Source organism: Achromobacter animicus, assembly GCF_040775605.1.
Lineage (GTDB): Bacteria > Pseudomonadota > Gammaproteobacteria > Burkholderiales > Burkholderiaceae_B > Achromobacter > Achromobacter animicus.
On sequence record NZ_JAYGJK010000001.1, the window covers coordinates 1,005,470 to 1,023,742 of the forward strand.

Annotated in this window: 15 protein-coding genes; 8 read left to right on the forward strand and 7 right to left on the reverse strand. The window is 67.0% G+C overall.

Translation table 11 applies throughout. The features are described 5' to 3' along the window. Positions 1-11: 11 nt before the first annotated feature. The 4 genes from AB3147_RS04485 to AB3147_RS04500 are packed head-to-tail and all read left to right on the forward strand — an operon-like array spanning position 12 to position 7,467. The gene (locus AB3147_RS04485; protein ID WP_367351464.1) at positions 12-2,726 is read left to right on the forward strand and encodes a type VI secretion system Vgr family protein; all 2,715 of its coding nucleotides are present in this window, start codon (positions 12-14) and stop codon (positions 2,724-2,726) included. Beyond that, positions 2,723-3,706 carry a hypothetical protein gene (locus AB3147_RS04490; protein ID WP_367351465.1) on the forward strand — a complete coding sequence of 328 codons (984 nt, stop codon included), beginning with the start codon at positions 2,723-2,725 and terminating at the stop codon, positions 3,704-3,706. Before AB3147_RS04485 ends, AB3147_RS04490 begins: the two co-directional genes overlap by 4 nt. Continuing rightward, positions 3,703-6,846: a T6SS effector BTH_I2691 family protein gene (locus AB3147_RS04495; protein ID WP_367351466.1), complete on the forward strand. Its 3,144-nt coding sequence runs from the start codon at positions 3,703-3,705 to the stop codon at positions 6,844-6,846. The genes AB3147_RS04490 and AB3147_RS04495 overlap by 4 nt, the downstream gene beginning before the upstream one ends. Positions 6,847-6,858: 12 nt before the next feature. Next, positions 6,859-7,467, forward strand: a complete 609-nt coding sequence (locus AB3147_RS04500; protein WP_367351467.1) for a hypothetical protein — start codon at positions 6,859-6,861, stop codon at positions 7,465-7,467. Positions 7,468-7,498: 31 nt separating this feature from the next. Here the strand turns inward: AB3147_RS04500 and AB3147_RS04505 are convergent, their stop codons facing one another. Beyond that, the gene (locus tag AB3147_RS04505; RefSeq protein ID WP_367351468.1) at positions 7,499-7,864 is read right to left on the reverse strand and encodes a hypothetical protein; all 366 of its coding nucleotides are present in this window, start codon (positions 7,862-7,864) and stop codon (positions 7,499-7,501) included. 133 nt (positions 7,865-7,997) lie between these two features. Between AB3147_RS04505 and AB3147_RS04510 the strand changes: the two genes are divergently transcribed. Both AB3147_RS04510 and AB3147_RS04515 read left to right on the forward strand, forming a co-directional pair. Further along, the gene (locus AB3147_RS04510) at positions 7,998-8,645 is read left to right on the forward strand and encodes an OmpA family protein (RefSeq protein WP_175138879.1); all 648 of its coding nucleotides are present in this window, start codon (positions 7,998-8,000) and stop codon (positions 8,643-8,645) included. A 69-nt stretch (positions 8,646-8,714) separates the two neighbouring features. Next, positions 8,715-9,041 carry a 4a-hydroxytetrahydrobiopterin dehydratase gene (locus tag AB3147_RS04515; protein ID WP_175123322.1) on the forward strand — a complete coding sequence of 109 codons (327 nt, stop codon included), beginning with the start codon at positions 8,715-8,717 and terminating at the stop codon, positions 9,039-9,041. Between the two features lie 18 nt (positions 9,042-9,059). Here the strand turns inward: AB3147_RS04515 and AB3147_RS04520 are convergent, their stop codons facing one another. The 6 genes from AB3147_RS04520 to AB3147_RS04545 all read right to left on the reverse strand — a co-directional run bounded on the left by AB3147_RS04520 (position 9,060) and on the right by AB3147_RS04545 (position 14,123). Beyond that, positions 9,060-9,515, reverse strand: coding sequence for a MarR family winged helix-turn-helix transcriptional regulator (locus AB3147_RS04520; RefSeq protein WP_218344988.1), 456 nt, complete (start codon positions 9,513-9,515; stop codon positions 9,060-9,062). Further along, on the reverse strand, positions 9,512-9,754 hold the full coding sequence (locus AB3147_RS04525; RefSeq protein WP_175123320.1) for a hypothetical protein: 243 nt from the start codon (positions 9,752-9,754) through the stop codon (positions 9,512-9,514). Before AB3147_RS04525 ends, AB3147_RS04520 begins: the two co-directional genes overlap by 4 nt. Continuing rightward, a complete protein-coding gene (locus AB3147_RS04530; protein ID WP_367351469.1) occupies positions 9,751-11,376 on the reverse strand; it encodes an FAD-dependent oxidoreductase in 1,626 nt (541 codons plus the stop codon). Before AB3147_RS04530 ends, AB3147_RS04525 begins: the two co-directional genes overlap by 4 nt. 162 nt (positions 11,377-11,538) lie before the next feature. Then, entirely contained in the window at positions 11,539-12,237 is a 699-nt protein-coding gene (locus tag AB3147_RS04535; RefSeq protein ID WP_175123318.1) for a DUF6776 family protein, read from the reverse strand. Positions 12,238-12,396: 159 nt separating this feature from the next. Next, positions 12,397-13,083, reverse strand: coding sequence for an N-acetylmuramate alpha-1-phosphate uridylyltransferase MurU (gene murU, locus AB3147_RS04540; RefSeq protein WP_367351470.1), 687 nt, complete (start codon positions 13,081-13,083; stop codon positions 12,397-12,399). Continuing rightward, positions 13,083-14,123, reverse strand: coding sequence for an aminoglycoside phosphotransferase family protein (locus tag AB3147_RS04545; RefSeq protein ID WP_367351471.1), 1,041 nt, complete (start codon positions 14,121-14,123; stop codon positions 13,083-13,085). The genes murU and AB3147_RS04545 overlap by 1 nt, the downstream gene beginning before the upstream one ends. A 168-nt stretch (positions 14,124-14,291) precedes the next feature. On the opposite strand from AB3147_RS04545, the gene AB3147_RS04550 reads away from it, so the two are divergent. Further along, positions 14,292-16,673 (forward strand): LPS-assembly protein LptD, encoded by a 2,382-nt coding sequence (locus AB3147_RS04550; RefSeq protein WP_367351472.1) that lies wholly within the window; start codon positions 14,292-14,294, stop codon positions 16,671-16,673. Continuing rightward, positions 16,670-18,262 carry a peptidylprolyl isomerase gene (locus AB3147_RS04555; protein WP_175123314.1) on the forward strand — a complete coding sequence of 531 codons (1,593 nt, stop codon included), beginning with the start codon at positions 16,670-16,672 and terminating at the stop codon, positions 18,260-18,262. The genes AB3147_RS04550 and AB3147_RS04555 overlap by 4 nt, the downstream gene beginning before the upstream one ends. Positions 18,263-18,273 lie beyond the last annotated feature (11 nt).

Here is an 18,273-nt window from a genome sequence, read left to right on the forward strand (position 1 = left end):
GAGACGCAGACATGGCCCTTGAATCCGCTGCCGCCGGCCCGCTGGGCGCAGGCTTTACGCAGGCCGATCGCCTGTTGGACCTGACCACGCCGCTGGGTCCGGACACCTTGCTGGCCGAGCGGCTGCAGGGCCGGGAGCAGTTGAGCGGCGGCGGCTTCGTGCTGGACGTGGATGCGCTGTCCGGTGATGCCCACATCCCGCTGAAGTCGCTGATCGGCCAATCCGCGCAGGTCAAGCTGCAGACCGCCTTGGGCCGGGACGAACACCGCGTGTGGTGCGGCGTGGTGACCGAGGCGCGCTTCGAGGGCGCCAATGGCGGCTTTGCGCGCTACCGCCTGCGCATCGAGCCATGGCTGGCGCTGCTGCGCCAGCGGCGCGACAGTTTTGCGTTTCAGGATCTGTCGGTGATCGACATCGTCGACAGCGTGTTTGGCGATTACAAGGGCCAGGGTGCGCTTGCGCCCCAATGGCGCTGGGAAGTGAAGGATCGCGATGCTTACGCCAAGCGCAGCCTGACGATTCAGTATCGCGAAACCGACTTCGCTTTCGTGGAGCGTCTGCTGGCGGAAGAGGGGCTGTTCTATTGGGTCGAACATGAAGGCGGCGACGGGGAACCCGGTACGCATACGATCGTGATCGCCGATCACAACGGCGCATTCGAGACCGGCCCGCAGGACAGCGTTCCCTTCCAGCGCGCCGATGCGACCGAGGAACAGGACTCCATCCAGGCTTGGCGCCAGCACCGCGCATGGCGCACCAATGCCGTGCGGCTGGCCACCTGGGACTATCGCGCCATGCAGGCGCGCAAGGTCAGCGCTCAGGTCGAAGACAAGTTCGCCAATGCGCTGGAACTGGCCGACTCGGATTACCCCGGGCAGTATCTGTACGAAGACAGCGCGCAGGGCGAGCGGCTGGCGCACAACGCGCTGGCCGCGCAGCGCGTTCGCCAGTCGTTGTTCGAGGGCGAAGGCACCGTGCGCACCCTGGCGCCGGGTCAGCGCTTCACGTTGACCGGCCATTGGGAGCCCTCGCAAGGCGCAGGGGCGGACTTCGTGGTCATCGGCATCCGCCACGAAGCGCGCAACAACTTCGACGAAAGCCTCGGGCAGGCCGTGGCGCAGGCGCTGGGCGCGGCGGGCGGCGGGGCTGTGGAGAAGGCGGATGGCGAGGCGGCGGACTTCTATCGCAATCGCTTCGAGGCCATTGCCGCTACGCTGGAGTACCGGCCCAGCACACGCGACGGCCACGGCGCGCGCCTGCATCCGCGCCCCACCGTGCACGGCGCGCAGACTGCGCTGGTGGTGGGCGCCGGCGATTCGGTGCACACCGACCGCGATCATCGCATCAAGATCCAGTTCCACTGGCAGCGCGGCAGCGCGTCCAGCAGCCGGCAGGACCATCCGGCCGGCGACGACAATGCGCCCGCCAGCGAGGCGCTGGGCACCTGGGTGCGTGTGGCCGAGCCCGTCGCCGGATCGGATTGGGGCGGGCATTTCGTTCCCCGGCTGGGGCAGGAGGTGTTGGTGCAGTTCCTGCATGGCGATATCGATCGGCCTGTCGTCGTGGGCGCGCTGTACAACGGCGCGGGCACGGAAAACGCCGCGAACAACCAGGTGCAGGGCGGCGCGGCCAAGGCGACCGGCAATGCGCCCGCCTGGTTCGCGGGCAGCGAGGCGGGGCACGCGCACAACGTGGTGATGTCGGGCTTCAAGACCCAGGCGCTGGCGTCCAGCGGACAGGGCATGGGCGGTTACAACCAGCTCGTGCAGGACGACACGCCGGGCCAGTCGCGGTTGACGGCCTCGACCACGCAAGCCGAATCGCGATTGAACCTGGGGCACCTGAAGCAGCAGCGCGACAACGAGCGGCTGTCGGACCTGGGCCATGGCGCCGAGCTGGCGACGGCCGAGGCGCTGGCGCTGCGGGCGGGGGAAGGCCTGCTCATCAGCGCCCACAAGCGCGAGGACGCAACGGGCGGCCTGCTGGACAGCGAAGAGGCCATCCAGCAAATGGAAAAGTCCATCGAGCAGGCCGCCGAGCTGTCCGCAACGGCCGGCCGCCAGGAGGCCCTGTTGCCCGGCGACAACGACAAGCCGCGGGCGCTGAACGAGCTGAATGCAGTGCGCGAGATCATCGAAGGCACCAAGTCCGACGCAGAACACAATGTGCCGGCCTACACCCAGCCGCACATCCAGGTCAGCGCGCCCAGCGGAATCGGGCAATACACGCCGCATAACGCGTACACGGTGGCCGGCGCCACGCTGTGCCAGATTGCCCCGGACGTGAACTGGGCGGCGGGCGCGAATCTGGCGATGTGCGTGGCGCAGGGCGTCGCGCTCTTTACCAAGGGACTGGGCGGCAGCGGAAGGGCGGTGCAGGAGCAAGGCATCCGCCTGCACGCCGCCGGTGGAAAGCTGCGGCTCCAGAGCCAGAAGGCGCGCATGCGGCTGGCGGCGGAAAAGGCGGTGACGCTGGCGTCCGCGCAGGGCGCGGTGGACGTCAATGCGTCCAAGAAGGTGCTGGCGACGGCCGCGGGCGCGTACATGCGGATCGAGGGTGGCGGCATCCAGCTGCATGCGCCCGGCAAGGTGGAACTGAAGGCCGGTGTGCACAACTGGGTGGGACCGCAAAGCGGCGCCGGACCCGCGCAGCCGCCGCAGGGCGACATGGAAGGCTGCGCCGCGGCGCTCGAAGACGCGGCCGGCAGCGGCGCGCTGGCGGCATGACGAAGGATGTGACGTTGGACATGACGTTGGACATGACGTTGGACATGACGACCCGCCAGCGCGAGTATTGGACGCCCGCCGCCGAGGCCCGCGTCGAGCACGCCATTGCGGGCCTGCGCGCGGTGCTGGACGCGCGCGCCGACCGCCGGGTGCTGCTGTTGTGCGATTCGACGCTGGCCGATCCGCTGGGCGAGAACATCGCATCGGCCGGTCTGCGGCGCTGCGAGGTCGACCTGATTTCACAAGGGGCAAGCGCGCCGCCCTTGTATCTGGCCGAGGTGCCGGATGAAGTGCGGCACGAACGTCTGATCAACCGCAGCCTGCGGCTGGCTGTGGACGAGGCCGTGCGTCCGGCGCCGGCGGCCAAACGGCCGCGCTCGATGTCGGCATGGCTGGCCACCGATCTGCCGCTGGCCGAGGTCGCGCAGCGCCTGGTGCTGCGCGCGCGCCTGCGCGATGCGCAGGGGCGCGTGCGCATCCTGCGGTTCTGGGACCCGCGCACCACGCAGTTCCAGAGCGAGCTGTACGCGGGCACGGCGCCGGCCTCCTGGATCGAGGGCGTCACGTGGATGAGCGTGGACGGGTTCGGCCAGTGGCAGACGCTGCCGGACGCGCGCGGCCCGATGCAGACCGTCACGCCCGATTGGCCGCGTCTGGCGCGGCTGGGCCGCGTCAACGCCGTCCTGCAACGGCTGAACGCGCAAGGGCTGCGTTATGAGACGCCGGCGCTGGAGGCGGTACGGCGCGCGCTGGATGCCGCCGCGGCGTGCGGCATCGCCGATGACGAGGACGCGGCGCTGTTCGCGGCCTGGCGCGTGCGACTGGACGCGCCGCTGGAATGCGCGCCCTCGTTCCTGGCGTTGCTGCGCGAAGTGCGCGAGGAAGGCGGCCGCCTGTATCGCGCCGCCGAGGACATGGACGACGAGGATTGGCAGGCGTTTGCGCACGAGGCGCAGGCGCGGGAGGATCTGCAAGCATGACGACTGACTACGACGCGCTGCCCTGCAAGGGCAAGTTCTGCGGCCGGCCGGGCCTGCCCATCCTGCCCATGCGGATCGCCTACGTGCCGGGCGGCAAGAACGACCTGCCCGACGGCGTGTACATGGATCCGGAGCTGTACTACGAGACCATGCGCCAGGGCGCCTACATGCTGCGCGCCATCACCGCCGGCTACGTCTACATCTGGGATCCGCGCCGCAGCTACGGCTGGCGCGCATTCGCGGCGACGGCGACGGGCCAGATGAAGGAAGTGCCGGTCGACGACGACAACCGTCCGTCCGAACAGCCCACGTTCACGTGCACGCGCGAGGGTCACGGCCTGGAATCCACGCTGATCAATGTGGAGGCGCCGGCCAACGCGTCTCGCACGGTGTGGGTGGGGTATTCGCGCGTATGGTGGACGCGCGACATCCGCCGCGATCTGACCCGCGACGAACGCTGGCGCAAGAAGATCATGGTGGAGCTGGACGCCAAGGCGGTGTGGGGCGGCGGGTATCCCAAGCCCGAGACCGGCTACCGCGTGGCCGAGGACGGCGCCAATCTGGCCAAGCACTCGATCGAGTTCCGCGACGCGGCGGGCGCCGCCACGCTGTTCAGCAATACGCTGTCCCCGGCCGTGAACGTGTTCGGCGGGCAGGGCGCAGCCGTTGCGGCCAAGATGCGGCAGATGACGCCCAAGGGCGGCATCGTGCTGGCGCTGCGCGACCCCGTCGGCATCCTGGCCGACGTGGCGACGTGGCGCAACAAATGCATGGGCGAGCTGGCCGAACACCATCTGGACCCCACGCGCATGCGCGAAGTGGGCGTCGCGCAGATCATCGACGGCCTGCAGAAGCAGATGGGCAACACGGGCGACGAGATCCGGCGCCTGCGCGAACGCGTCGATACCGGCAAGGTCGCCAAGACGCTCAGCGACAACAAGGTCGCGATCGACCGCATGCGCGAGAAGATCGAAGGGGCGGGCAAGGACTGGGCGTGGTGGTATGGCCGCGAGGCGTTCTGGCTGGCGCTCAAGGCCTATTCGCCCAAGGACGCCGCGGCCGGCGAGCGGCTGGAAGAGGACATGGCGCTGTGCGTGGATGGCGCGGGCGCGATCGAAAGCGAACACAAGGCCATCGACGATTCGCTCAAGGACGAGGACAGCGACAGCACCTATGCGGCGATCTGGCGCGCGCTGGCGGCGAACGACGGCGAGCTGCTGGGTTTCCTGGACCGCGAGGCCAAGGGCAAGGTGATCTCCAAGCAGGTCTCCAATGTCCGCAGGATGATCAAGAGCTACAACGACTGGATCAAGGCGCGGGCGGCCAAAGGCCAGTTGCCGCCGATGCGGGCGGCTGGCGCGGCGATCGGCCGGTTCATGGCGACGCAGCTGCTGCGGCTGACTCTGGCGGGCGACCCCATCGCCGAACGTGTCGCGGCGCGGGTCACGCTGACGATGTCGGCGCGGATGAACATCGTGATGGCCGTGCGCACGCATACGACCACCTTGCCGCGGATGATCGCGGACATGCACCAGATTGTCTGGGAACCGAACCCGGCGACGGTGACGGTGGGCGCGGGCAGCAGCGAGGGCCTCGGTGCGAGCAAGCAGATGCAGTCCGGCTGGATGGGCACGCAGGCCGAACGCTCCACGCCGGTCACACTCAACTACATCATTCCCCAGGAAGTGGATGCGCAGTTGAACGCCGCGGCCGCGGCGCCGCCCCGTCCCGGCGGCGGCCCATCGCCGGCGCTTGCGCTACCGGCGCCCGCGCCCGTGCTGGCGCTGCCCGCACCGACCATGTCGCCGCTGGCGGGCCTGGTCAAGTGGGCAAAGTCCAAGGACGGCGCGAATGCGGGGGCGACTGGCGTGCTGACGCTGGTGGCGCTGTATGCGTCGGTCTCGGACTTGCGCAACGCGCAGGTCGTGCAGGACGCCAAGGCCGCGCGCAAGGCATGGTTCGGCATCACGTCGGGGGTGTTGGGCGTGGGCAGCGTCGCGATCGAAGTGACCGCGGGCGCGATCGGTGCACGCGTGGGCGCCAACACCGCCTTCACGATGAACCTGAAATTGAACATGCGCCTGACTGCGGTGCGGACGGCCGGCGCCGTGTTTGCGGCAGCGGCCACGTTCGTCGACGGCGCCAACAACGCGCTGAATGCGATCGACCAGTACGATGTGAAGAACTACGAGGCGGGTAACGCCTATGCCACCTCATCCGTGTTCCTGCTGTTGTCCGGGTTGACCGGCGTGGCCACCGCCCTGGTTTCGTTGGGCGGCGCATTCAGCACGGCCGGGGTGGTGGCGGGCGCGGGGGGCTTTGGCAGCGCGATGGTCGGCCTTACCAGCGGCGGCACGGTGCTGCTGGGCATTCCCGTGTGGGGATGGATTGCGCTGGGCCTGTGCCTTCTGGCTGCCGGGTTGTACTTCAAATTCTGGGGCGACAGCGCCAAGGAAAGCGAACTGGAAGTCTGGTTCACGCGTTGCTGCATGCGCTCCGCGCAGTTCTCGGACGTGAAGGATCGCGAACTCTATTCGACCCGGGAAGAGGAACTTGAGGATTTCAACTGGGCCGTGTTCGGCGTGCGCGTGATGCTGGAGTGGAAGGGCTTTAAGCAGGGGGAAATCTTTGGCCGCGATCGTCTGGTGCTGGACGTGGTGATGCCGGGCTATACCGAACACAGCGATTACGCATACATCCTGAAGCTCGTCGGACCGGGCATCAGCGTCATCGTGGCAAGCAAGGGATCCCCGCGCGCGACGGACCCGGATCTGCTGCCGCGTGGACCATCCGATATGCAATGGGTGCAGGGGCGCCCGCGTGAGGAGACCTGGGCCGACCGTGTGGACAACTACGTCGACAATATGACCTCCCGCCCCGGGTGGGCGGATGCCTGGCGCTGGATACGCAAGGATCGCAGCCAATCCATCGAGTTCACCGCCAAGCCTTGGGACGAGTCGGTTCAGTTCAATGTGAGCAGCGGCCGCGGGGTGCTGCGCACGGAGGTGCTGGTCGATGACGATATTTTCAATGAAGCGATCCTGAAGGTCGAATACTGGCCCGACCCGGACCGCATGCCCGACATCCGCTCGGTGCCCATGGGCCCCGGCGGTTCAAATCTTGTAAGAGCGACTAACTGACAAGGCGCACGCATGAACAGCAACGAACGGATCCCGGTGTCGGTCTATACGCGATGGCACCAGTTGTCGGTGCCCCTGGCGTTCGCGCTGGCGGCAGGCAGCTTTATGCTCGTGGTCTTCAACCGCGGGCCGATCGGGCTGGCTGCCGTGCTTGCCGTGTTGGGCCTGCTCGTGCCGCCGCTGGTGGCGTTCAGGGGATTTCCCACGCGCAATGACGTGAAGGTGACCGCCGAAGGGCTGGAGTTCTCGCGCCGCAAACCCGTTGCCTTCAAAGATCTGGTTAGTTGGGGCACGGACGATTATCTGAAACTGGTCCGCCCCGGTCTGCCGACCCTGCTGGTCAGCGCGGCGGACTTGCCCAGGCGCGAGCGCCTGCTGCGCGAATTCGAACAGGCATTGACGGCGTGGCAGAAGCGCCAGCCTGCAGGCACGCAGGCGGCGCGCCGCACGCATTTCTATGGGTCCACGGCGGGGCGTCTGGTCGGCTTGGCAATCACCGCCCTGGGCGCGGGATCGGCCATCATGGCGCTGAACCTGCGCGAGCCATCGGTGTCGCTGGCCATCGTGGGCGGGCTGGGGGCGTTGTTCGGGCTGGCGATGGTGTTTGGCCGGCGCGGGTGATCGCACCGCTGATGGCCCGCGACGGCGTGGCCTACCGGATCGTCGGCACACGGGCCGAATCCGAGAACACGACGCTGATCGACGTGTTCGACGTCAGGCGCAAGCTCACGTCAGCTTGAGGATGAACCGCGGAGCCCACCGTCTTGGCGGAGGTCCAGATCAGCCCAAGCAATGGCACGGCTGCCGATACCAGATCGCCGATTCCGGGCGCGGGATTGAGCGGGGCACGCACCACCGCGCTGCTCATGCCGGCGTCGCGGCACAAGGCCTGGAGGCGGGTGACGGCGAGTTTCAGGTCGTCGACGTTTTCAAGGAAGAAATCCGCTTTTGCGCCGCACAAGCGGGCGAGTTCGTCGCCGGCCATCCTGTTGAAAAAGTAGGTGCGCGCCACGGACATGGGTTTCTCCATCGGAAGCGCCATCTTAGCGTTGGCCGCGTACAAAATGTTGCCCGGCGCCCCATTTCCCCTTGCTAGCATGATCCACGCCGGAATGATCCGGCATCTGGATGGATGGACAGTGGAGGTTGCCATGAATTCAAGAAGAACACTCAACCGTATCGCCGTGATTGTGGCGGCGGGTGCCTTGATGGCCGGTTGCGCGACGCAACAGCAAACGAATACCGCTGTCGGTACGGGCGCGGGCGCGGCGTTGGGCGCGGGCATCGGCGCGCTGATCGGGCACGGCAAGGGCGCTGCGATCGGGGCCGGCATCGGCGCGGTGGCGGGCGGCCTGGTGGGCTACAACTGGAAGGTCGTGAAGGATGACGTGCAGAAGTCCGGCGCGTCATCGCTCGGCATCGACGTCGTCGAAATGCCCGACGGCAGCCTGAAGGTCAACATCCCGAGCGGCGTGTCGTTCGATACGGACAAGACGCAGCTCAAGCCGGCGTTGCTGCCGGTGCTGGACAGCGTGGCGCGTTCGCTGAATCAGCATCCTGAACTGCGGGCCAAGGTGGTCGGCCATACCGACAGCACCGGTGCGCTGGCGCATAACCAGACGCTATCGGTGAACCGCGCCAGGAGCGTGACGGATTATCTGGCCAAGCAGGGCGTGGCCGGCACGCGTCTGACGGTGGAAGGCCGCGGTCCGAACGACCCGATCGGCGACAATGCGACCGCCGAAGGGCGCGCGCTGAACCGGCGCGTGGAGATCTACCTGTACGCGGTCCAGCAATAAACGCGGGCGCGTCATTTGCTGACAGGCGGCTGGCGCGATGCGCCGCCGCCTTTCTTTACGGAGTCTGTCATGAGCGATTTTCCCCCCGCCCGCATCGGCACCGATATCGCGATCGCCGCGCTCACTGGCTGGCAGGCCGTGGCCGGGCGCGATGCCATCGAAAAGCGCTACCGCTTTCCCAACTTCAATGCCGCGTTCGGTTTCATGGCGCGGGTGGCGATGTTCGCGGAAAAGCTGAACCATCACCCCGAGTGGACCAACGTCTACAATCGCGTGGACGTCACGCTGACCACGCATGACGCCGGCGGCGTGACCGAGCTGGACGTGCGGATGGCGCAGTTCATGGACGAAGCCGCCGAGCACGCGGGCGCGACGGCGCCGAAAGCACAGCCCTGAACGACGCTGCCGCCGCGCTCAGTCCGCGGCGTCGCCGGCCTCGGCTTGCAGATGGCCGATCAGGCGGTCCAGCATATCGCCGAACTGCCGCTGTTCGTCGGCGGTCAGGCAGCCGAAGATCTCTTCGTTGCGGTGCGCGATGAGGTCGATGATGCGCCGGTAGTGCGTCAGGCCCTCCGCGGTCGGCGCCAGCACGACGCCGCGTCCATCTGACGCCGACACCGTTTTTTCCACCAGCCCGCGATCCACCAGTGCCTGCGCGGAGCGGCTGGCCTGGCCCTTGTTCAGGTTGGCGGCGCGCGCCAGGTCATTGACCGAGAGCGGCGCAAACCGGCCGATGGCGGCCAGGCACCGCGCCTCGCCCAGAGGAATGTCGCAATCCTTCAAGTAAGCCCGATTCGTGTCCCGGTCCGTGATCTTGTTGAGCACGTGCAGGCGGTAAGTCAGGAATCGTTCCAGCGGGGGCGTTTTCACGTCGGGCGGGCGGGATCTGCGCCCGCGGAAGATGAGGCCGGATAGTTTGCCATAGCGCCGTCCTCGAGGCTGGCGGCTTCGGCCTGCGCCAGCAGGGCCAGCGCGTCCTGCGTGGAAGGCAGGCGGCTCAGCAACGACAAGCCGAGTATCGACAGAAAGAGCGGCGCGCGCGATTCGCCGACGCGCGTCAGCGCCTGCGCCATGCTGGTGTAGACCTGATCCAGAGATTCGTTGTTCATGCTTGGCCTTTCGGGGTGGCGTTCACGTGCAGCGAGGGGTAGTAGGGCGCCAGCGCGGCGCGCAGTTCAGCGGCGGCGGGCGCGATCCAACGGCCCAGCACGTAACCGTCCGGACGGAGCAGGTAGACCGCGCCTGCCTGATTGCCGTAACGCGCGGCAAGCTGGCCGTGCGGGTCGGCCAGTCCGCCTTCGCCTGCCCGCAGCACCCGCAGTGGCTGGGGCGCGTCTTGCGTGTCGGCGGCCAGTGTGTTCAACGCCGCCGACAGCGCCGTATCGGGCGCAATGGCCAGCGCGACGAAGCCCGCGCCAAAGCTGGCGGTCAGGTACTGCGGGGATTCGCCGTCTTGCAGCAGCACGTCGGGCGCGGGCTGTCCGGGCGCGGCGGCGGGGCCCGCTTCAGGCGCACGGTCCTCGCGATTCAAGGGAGAGGTGTCGTAGGAGATAGGTGCAGACTGGCGCGGATTGATGAGCGACCGCACGCCGTCGTCCACCAGGGCCAGGCGCAGCGCGGCGTCGCGCATGAGCCGGAAGCCGAAATCCGGCGGCGCCATGAATTCCGTGCTTTTGGCGCCATAGGCCAGGTTCTGCCGCGTGGCATGAACGCGCTCGATGCTGTAGCTGTCCAGCAGGGTGTCGGGCGACTGGCCCTTCAGCACCCACGCCAGCTTCCAGGCCAGGTTGCCGGCGTCGTCCAGCCCGGAATTCAGGCCGCGCACGCCGAAGATCGGCACGAGGTGGCACGCGTCGCCCGCGAACAGCACGCGGCCGTGGCGGTAGCGGTCCAGCGTCAGGCACTTGGCGTTGTAGATAGAGATCCAGAGCGGCTTCCAGGGCGCAGTCTCGCCAATCATGTCCAGATGGCTTTGCACGCGCGGCAGCACGTTTTCCGGCTTGACGGCCTCGTCGGGGTCTTCGTCGTCGCGGATCTGGTAATCGACGCGCCAGATGTTGCCGGGCTGGCGGTGCATCAGCAGCGTGGAGCCGGGATTGGATGGGGGATCGAACCAGGCCAGGCGTTCGACGGGCCGTTGCGATTCCTGTTGGATATCGACGATGACGTAGCGGCCTTCGTACTGCATGCCTTCGAGCTTCAGGCCCATGGATTCGCGGACGGTGCTGCGGCCGCCGTCGCAGGCGACGAGCCAGTCGGCGCGCACCGTGTGACGGGCGCCGCCCGCCTCCACCTCGACCGATACGCCGTCGGGACCGGGCTGCACGGCAGTGACGCGTGCTGACCAGGCGAGGGTGGCGAGGCCGGGATGGCGCTGCATGGCCTGGTGCGCGAATTCCTCCACGTAGTACTGCTGGATGTTCACCATCGGGGCATACCGCTGCAGGGGATCGTGCGGCATCTGGAAGTGCAGAACTTCGCGGTCGCGGTAATAGCTGCGACCGCCTGTCCAGGCCAGACCGGTGTCGATCAGCGGCCGGTCGGCGCCGATCCAGCCCAGGATTTCCTGCGACCGGCGCGACATGCAGATGGCGCGGCTGCCGCTGCAGTAGCCTTCATCGGCCTCGATGATGAGCGAGGCAATGCCGTACTCGGCGAGAAGGGCGGCCAGGGTCAGACCGACCGGACCGCCGCCGGCGATCAGCACGGGAACATGCGAAGGGAGCGTCATGCCGTCTCCATAATTTGGTTGTTTGCGCAACTATATTCCCGGTATGTTGCGCACGCAACCAAATTTTGAAGACGATAAAAAACCCGCCGAGGGGCGGGTTTTGGGGGCCAGGTCAGGCGGGTAGGGGGCCTTCAGTGGCACATGCTTTTAGTTGCGCACGCTTCAGTTGCGTACGTTGTAGATGCGCATCGCCTGCTGTTTCTGGTTGGGGTCCAGCACGCGCAGCACCACGACCCGTGCGGTGAAGCCGTCGGGCAGCTTGAGCTGGCCCAGCGCGTAGTCGTAGCGGTCGACCGTGAGCGCGGGGCCTTCCGGGGTCACGGTGGCGGCGCGGCCGTTGGGGTAGGAGCCTTCGATGGCGAAGGTCAGCGTGCCCTTGAAGGGTGCGCCCGTGCGGTCTTCGCGCATCACCAGCACCTGATAGTCCAGCAGGCCGGGGGCGCGCTTGAAGCTAGCCGATCGGATGCCGATGTTGCCGCCGCGAGGATCGGGCGGCATGGCGTCCTGGAACAGCACCAGTTCCTTGTTCAGCGTTTCGATCTTGGCGCGGGATTCCGCCAGGTCGGTGGTCAGCTTTTCGTGGCCGGCCTTGTTGGCGTCGCGCTGCTGGGTGGCTTCTTCAAGCTGGGTCTGCAGGCGCTGGCGCTCCATGTTGGAGGCGCTGAGCTCGCTGTGCAGCTGTTCGGATTGTTCGACGGTCAGGCGCTGCGGGCCGTAATTGGTTTGCAGGAAGAGCACACCGCCCGCGCCAAGCGCAATGCCAACCATCAGCAGGACGAGCCAGCGCGGCATGCGGCGCGTGCGTTGCCCCGGCTGGTATACGGAGGGCTTGAACGTGGCCCGTTGCGATCTTCCAAACATCCCCATTCCTAGAAAACTTCCTGTGTTTATGCCTGTGGGCAAGCGGCGCGCGCATGCCAAAGCGTCAGAGAATACCCCGTTAGCCGGGGGCGATGGTGCGCAGACAAGCCTCGTTGCGCACCTTGATATTGTGAAATATGTGGGTTTCAGCCAGCCCTGTCAGGCAGCCCTGTCAGCCAGTTCCGCGTCCAGGTCGGCAAGCCGCTGCGGGGTGCCGACATCCGTCCATCGGCCCGCATGCCGGGCGCCGTGCACCTGGTCCTGGCCCATCGCCTGCCTGAGCAGCGGCGCCAGCGGCGCTGCTTCGCCGCGCGGGACGTCCGCGAACAACGAAGGATGGTAGACGCCCACGCCGGCAAAGGTCAAACGCGGCTCGCCGTGGGCCAGCACACGCCCATCAGCCGTCAGGACGAAGTCGCCGGCAGGATGGTGCGCGGGGTTGTCCACCAAAAGCAGCCAGGCGCCGCCCCGCGCCACAAGGCGCGCGGCGTCTTGCGCGGCGGCCGGATCCCAGTCGCACCAGATGTCGCCGTTGATGACGAGGAACGGGTCGTCGCCCAACAGGGGGAGCGCCTGCGCAATGCCGCCGGCGGTTTCCAGCGCGGTGGCTTCGGCCGAATAGCGGATGCGCACGCCCTGCGCGGCGCCATCGCCCAGCCCGCGTTCGATCTCGTGGCCAAGCCAGGCATGGTTGATGACGATGTCGCGGATACCGGCCGCGGCCAGGCGTTCCAGGTGCCAGACGATCAGCGGCTTGCCGCCCACCGGCAGCATGGGCTTGGGCAGGCGGTCGGTCAGCGGGCGCATGCGTTCGCCGCGGCCCGCGGCGAGGATCATGGCGCGCATCAGAACGTGTATCCGACGCTGACCTGGCGGTCGTCCAGGCGATCCAGCAGGCGCAGGAGCGGCGTGAAGACGCCGTAGCGCTGCGCCACCTGGCGGACGTAGCCGTTCACGCGCGGCATGTGCGCCAGGTAGTGCGCCTTGCCGTCGCGGTGGTTCAGGCGCGCGAAGACACCCAGGATCCGCAGGTTGCGCTGCAGGCCCATCCATTCATAGGCGCGGTGGAATTCGGCGAAATCGGCGTCGACGGGCAGGCCGGCCGCGCGCGCCATCTCCCAGTAGCGGATTGCCCAGTCGAGCTGTTGCGGTTCTTCCCAGGTGGTCCGGGCGTCGGTCACCAGCGACGCCAGGTCGTAGGTGATGGGGCCGGCCAGCGCATCCTGGAAGTCGATGACCCCCGGGTTGGGGCCGTACTGCGGCTGGTCGCAGACCATCAGGTTGGGCGAATGGAAATCGCGGTGCACCAGCACGTGGGGCTGCCCGCCGTTGCTGGCCGACAGCAGGGCGAAGATCTTTTCCAGGGCATTGGCGGTCTTGTCGTCCAGCGTGACGCCGTGGTGCTTGTGCACGTACCACTCGGGGAACAGTTTCAGCTCGTCGGCCAGGCGCGCGCTGTCGTAGGTGCCCAGGCCGTCGGTCGAGGCCTTTTGCAGCTTGACCAGGGCGGCCAGCGCCTCGCGGTACAGCGTCTGCAACTGGGCGTCGTCCAGACCGTCCTGGATGCGCTGATAGTAGGTTTGTTCGCCCAGGTCGGACAGCAGGAGCAGGCCCTGGTCCAGGTCCTGCGCCAGCACCGCCGGCACGTTCAGGCCGGCGTCCGCCAGCAGCTTGTCCACGTGCAGGAAGGGGCGGCAGTCCTCGTGCTGGGGCGGGGCGTCCATGACAATCAGGGTGCGCGATCCGGCGTCCAGCCTGAAGTACCGGCGAAAGCTTGCGTCAGCCGACGCGGGGCGCAGCGTCTCCACGGCCAGGTTCAGGGCAGGGGGCAGGCCTTGCAGCCAGTTGCGCACCTGCGCCAAGCGGGGGTCGTGATCGTTTTTCAAGGAAGATCCGTGTCAGAAGGGCAAAATTGCGGAAATTTCGATTTGGCGAACATAAGGCTGGGCGTTGTTCGCGGCTTCTCTATAATACCGGCTCATTTCCGTCAGCATTGGCCCCCCGTGGGCGCCTTTGTCCGGCTCTCCCGTGGTCTAAAAGGGCTGTTTTCATTCGTGCGCAAGGTTCCGTGGTTGATCCTCTCTGTTGTCAGCGTCGCCGCCGGAGCCGCCCAGGCTCAAGGTAGCCCGGGCACCGCTGCTTCCGCGCCGTCGGTCACGTCAACCCCCCAGCTGCGCACGTCTCCGGGTCTGCGCATGCACCGGTTGCCCGACGAGAGCATTCCCGCTTTCATGGAAGCGGACACCATTTCGGGCGACCCCGACTACGAGCTCACGCTGTCCGGCAACGCGCAGGTGCGCCGCATCGACGGCGTGATCAAGGGCGACGAGATCAATTACCGCAAGGACACCGGCAAGGTGGACGTGCGCGGCAACGCCCGCATGATGCGCGACGGCACGCTGGTGACCGGTCCGAACGCCACGTTCAACGTGGACCGGTATTCCGGCGAAGTCGAAAAACCCAACTTCTGGCTGGGCGCCACGGGCGGCTTTGCCGTCGCCGACCACGCGGACATCTTCAGCAAGTCGCAGATGCGGCTGCACACGGTGACGTACAGCGGGTGCCCGTGCGAAAACCCGTCCTGGTACATCAAGGCCAATTCGGTCGATATCGACTTCGACGAAAACGAAGGCGTGGCCCGCGGCGGCGTGCTGTATTTCAAGGACGTGCCCATCCTCGCATCGCCTTACATGACCTTCCCGGTCAAGCGCGAACGCAAGTCGGGCTTCCTGATTCCGACCTACGGCACGACCAGCCAGGGCGGCTTCGACATTTCGATCCCGTACTACTTCAACCTGGCGCCCAATTACGACCTGACGGTGCAGCCGCGCTACTTTTCCAAACGCGGCACCCAGTTGGGCGGCGAGTTCCGCTATCTGGGGTCGAGCTATGCGGGTACCATCGATGGCACCTACTTGCCCGATGACCATGTCACCGGCGAAGATCGCTGGATGTACTGGTGGCGTCACCAACAGACGTTCTCGCATGGTTTTTATACCGACTGGGACGTGGCCAGGGTCTCGGACGACAATTACTACCGCGATATTTCGCAGCTGGGCCTGAACCAGGCCTCGACCACCTATCTGCCGCAACGTGGCCGGGTAGGCTGGGCATCCCGCTATTGGAGCACCTATGCCCAGGTCTATAAGTATCAGACGCTGCAGGATCCGGATGCGCCGCTAGTTCCGCCGTACAACAAGGAACCCGAGTTGTACCTGCGAGGTGCCCGGTACGACTGGGGCGGCTTCGATGTCGATTGGACCTCGACGGCCGTGCGTTTCAAAATGCCGGAGTTCGGCGCCGTAAGCCGGTATCCCGACGGGGACCGTCTTCAGACCTATCTGTCGGCGTCCTATCCGATCGTGCGTCCCGGCTGGTTCATCATCCCGAAGGCCGGCGTCAACTACACCGATTACCAGACCAAATGGTATGGCGTGGATACGCTCGGCTTGAACGGCGGCAACGCAGCCGGCCTGCCGCGTTCGCAGTCGCGCACACTGCCCATCATGTCCGTCGATGCCGGCCTGATCTTCGAGCGTGACACGACGCTTTTCGGCAAGTCCTCCACACAGACCCTCGAACCCCGCCTGTATTACCTGCGCGTGCCGTATCGTGACCAATCCAAGCTGCCCGTGTTCGACACGTCGCTGGCCGATTTCAGCTTCTCGCAGGCCTTCGAGGAAAACATCTACACCGGCGGCTGGGACCGAATCGCCAACGCCAACCAGCTCACCGCGGCGCTGACCACGCGTTGGCTGGATGCCGACACCGGCTTCGAGCGCATGTCGCTGGGCGTCGCCCAACGTCTGTACTTCGAGGACCAGGAAGTCACGCTGCCCGGCGAAACGCCGCGCGAGAACGTGCGCTCCGACTTCCTGGTGGGCGCCAGCGCGGCCCTGACCGATACGCTGTCCACCGACCTTGCGGCGCAATACAACCCCTACGACAACAACTGGTCGCGCGGGCTCGTGAGCGCGCGCTGGTCGCCGCAGCGTCTCACCACCGTTGCCCTGGCGTACCGTTACCAGCGCGATCCGCAGCAAGGCGTGCTCTACCAGCCCCAAGGCCAGAACCAGGTCAGCCTGGCGGTCCAGTGGCCGTTCAGCAAGCGCTGGTACGGCGTGGGCCGGGTGGACTACTCTTTGCGTTCAGGTCCGTCCAGCACGGTGGCCAACACGACGGAATCTCCCCGCGTGACGCAGGCCATTGCCGGCCTGGAGTACAAGGGCGACTGCTGCTGGGTGGGCCGCATGGTCTACCAGCGCTACGCCGTATCGGCGGCGGACACCAACTCCGCGCTGTTCTTCCAGCTTGAGCTCACGGGCCTGGGTTCCCTCGGAACCGACCCGATGAACCTGCTGAACAGAAGTATCCCCGGTTACACGCGCGTCACGCCGCCCGCGCAGGCCGGGACCACATTTGAAAGGTATGAATGATGCGTAGGTTGCACTCTTTGCGCCGCCTCTCCGGCAATGCGCTGCTGCTGGCCTTGTGCGCCGGCTTGCCCGCCGCTCATGCGGCCGAGCAGACCGCCCGCGGCGCGAACAGCGCCAAGGCCGCTCCGGCTGCGCAGAACAAGGAAGCGCCCGCGCCCAAGGGCGAGCAGTTCGTGGACGGCATTGCCGCGATCGTCGACAAGGATGTGATCACGCTGCGCGAACTGCGCGACGCTTCCCAGCGCATCGCAGGCGAACTCAAATCGCGTGGCATCCAGGTGCCGGACGACCAGACGCTGCAACACCAGGTGCTGCAGCGTCTCATCATGGAGCGCGTGCAGCGCCACGAAGCCGACCGCCTCGGCATCCGCGTGGATGACGCCCAGATCGACACGGCCATCCAGGCCATCGCCGCGCGCAACAAGATCACCGTGGCGCAACTGCGCCAGGAGCTCGAGAAGGCCGGCACGTCCTGGGACGGTTACCGCAAGTCGCTGCGTGACGAGATACGCTCGGATCGCCTGCGTCAGCGCGCGGTCGATTCGACCATCGTCATCTCCGACGCTGAAGTCGACGCCTTCCTGAAGGACCAACGCCGCAACCCGGCTTTCGGCGCGGCTCCCCCGCAGGCCCAGCAACCGCAACCCCAGGCGCAACCGCAGCCCGCGCCCGAGCAGGCCGCCGCGCCCGCCGGTCCCATGCTGTACGCGCTGGCGCAGATTCTGGTGCGCGTGCCCGAAGGCTCGTCGCCGGAACAATTGGCGCTGCTGCGCAAGAAGGCCGAAGGCCTGCTGGCGCAAGCCAAGCGCGGCGACGACTTCGCCAGCCTTGCCGCGGCGGCGTCCGACGGTCCCGAGGCGCTGCAGGGCGGCGTCATGGGCGTGCGTCCGCTGGACGGCTGGCCCGACCTCTTCGTCAAGGCCATCAGCAACCTGCAGAAGGGCCAGGTCAGCCAGCTCATCCAGAGCGGCAACGGTTTCCACATCATCAAGGTGATGGACCGCGGCACCGCCCAGCCCGCGCCCAGCCGCACGGCTCGCGCGCCGGCGCCCCAAGCCGCTCCGCAACCGGCTCCGCAGCCGGCCGCGCGCGCGCAGGCGCCGCAGGGTCCCACGCAGGTCGTTCAAACGCGCGCGCGCCACATCCTGATCAAGACGTCGACCGTCATGAGCGATGAACTGGCCCGCCAGCGCCTGGAGCAGGTTCGCCAGCGTCTGGTGAACGGCAGCGCCAAGTTCGAGGAAATGGCGCGCCAGTATTCGCAGGACGCCACCGCGCCGCAAGGCGGCGAACTCGGCTGGCTGAACCCGGGTGAAACCGTGCCGACGTTCGAGGCCGCGATGAACGCGCTGCAACCTGGCGAAATCAGCCAACCCGTGCAGACGCCGTTCGGTTGGCACCTGATCGAGGTCGAAGAACGCCGCGATCACGATGCGACCGACGATCTGGCCCGCATGCGCGCCCGCCAGACGCTGTTCGAGCGCCGTGCCCAACCGGCCTTTGAAGACTGGCTCGAGCAACTGCGTGCGCAGGCGTACGTCGACAACCGCCTCGAAAAGCAGCAGAAGATCCAGCAGAACAACCGCTAAACGCATTACGG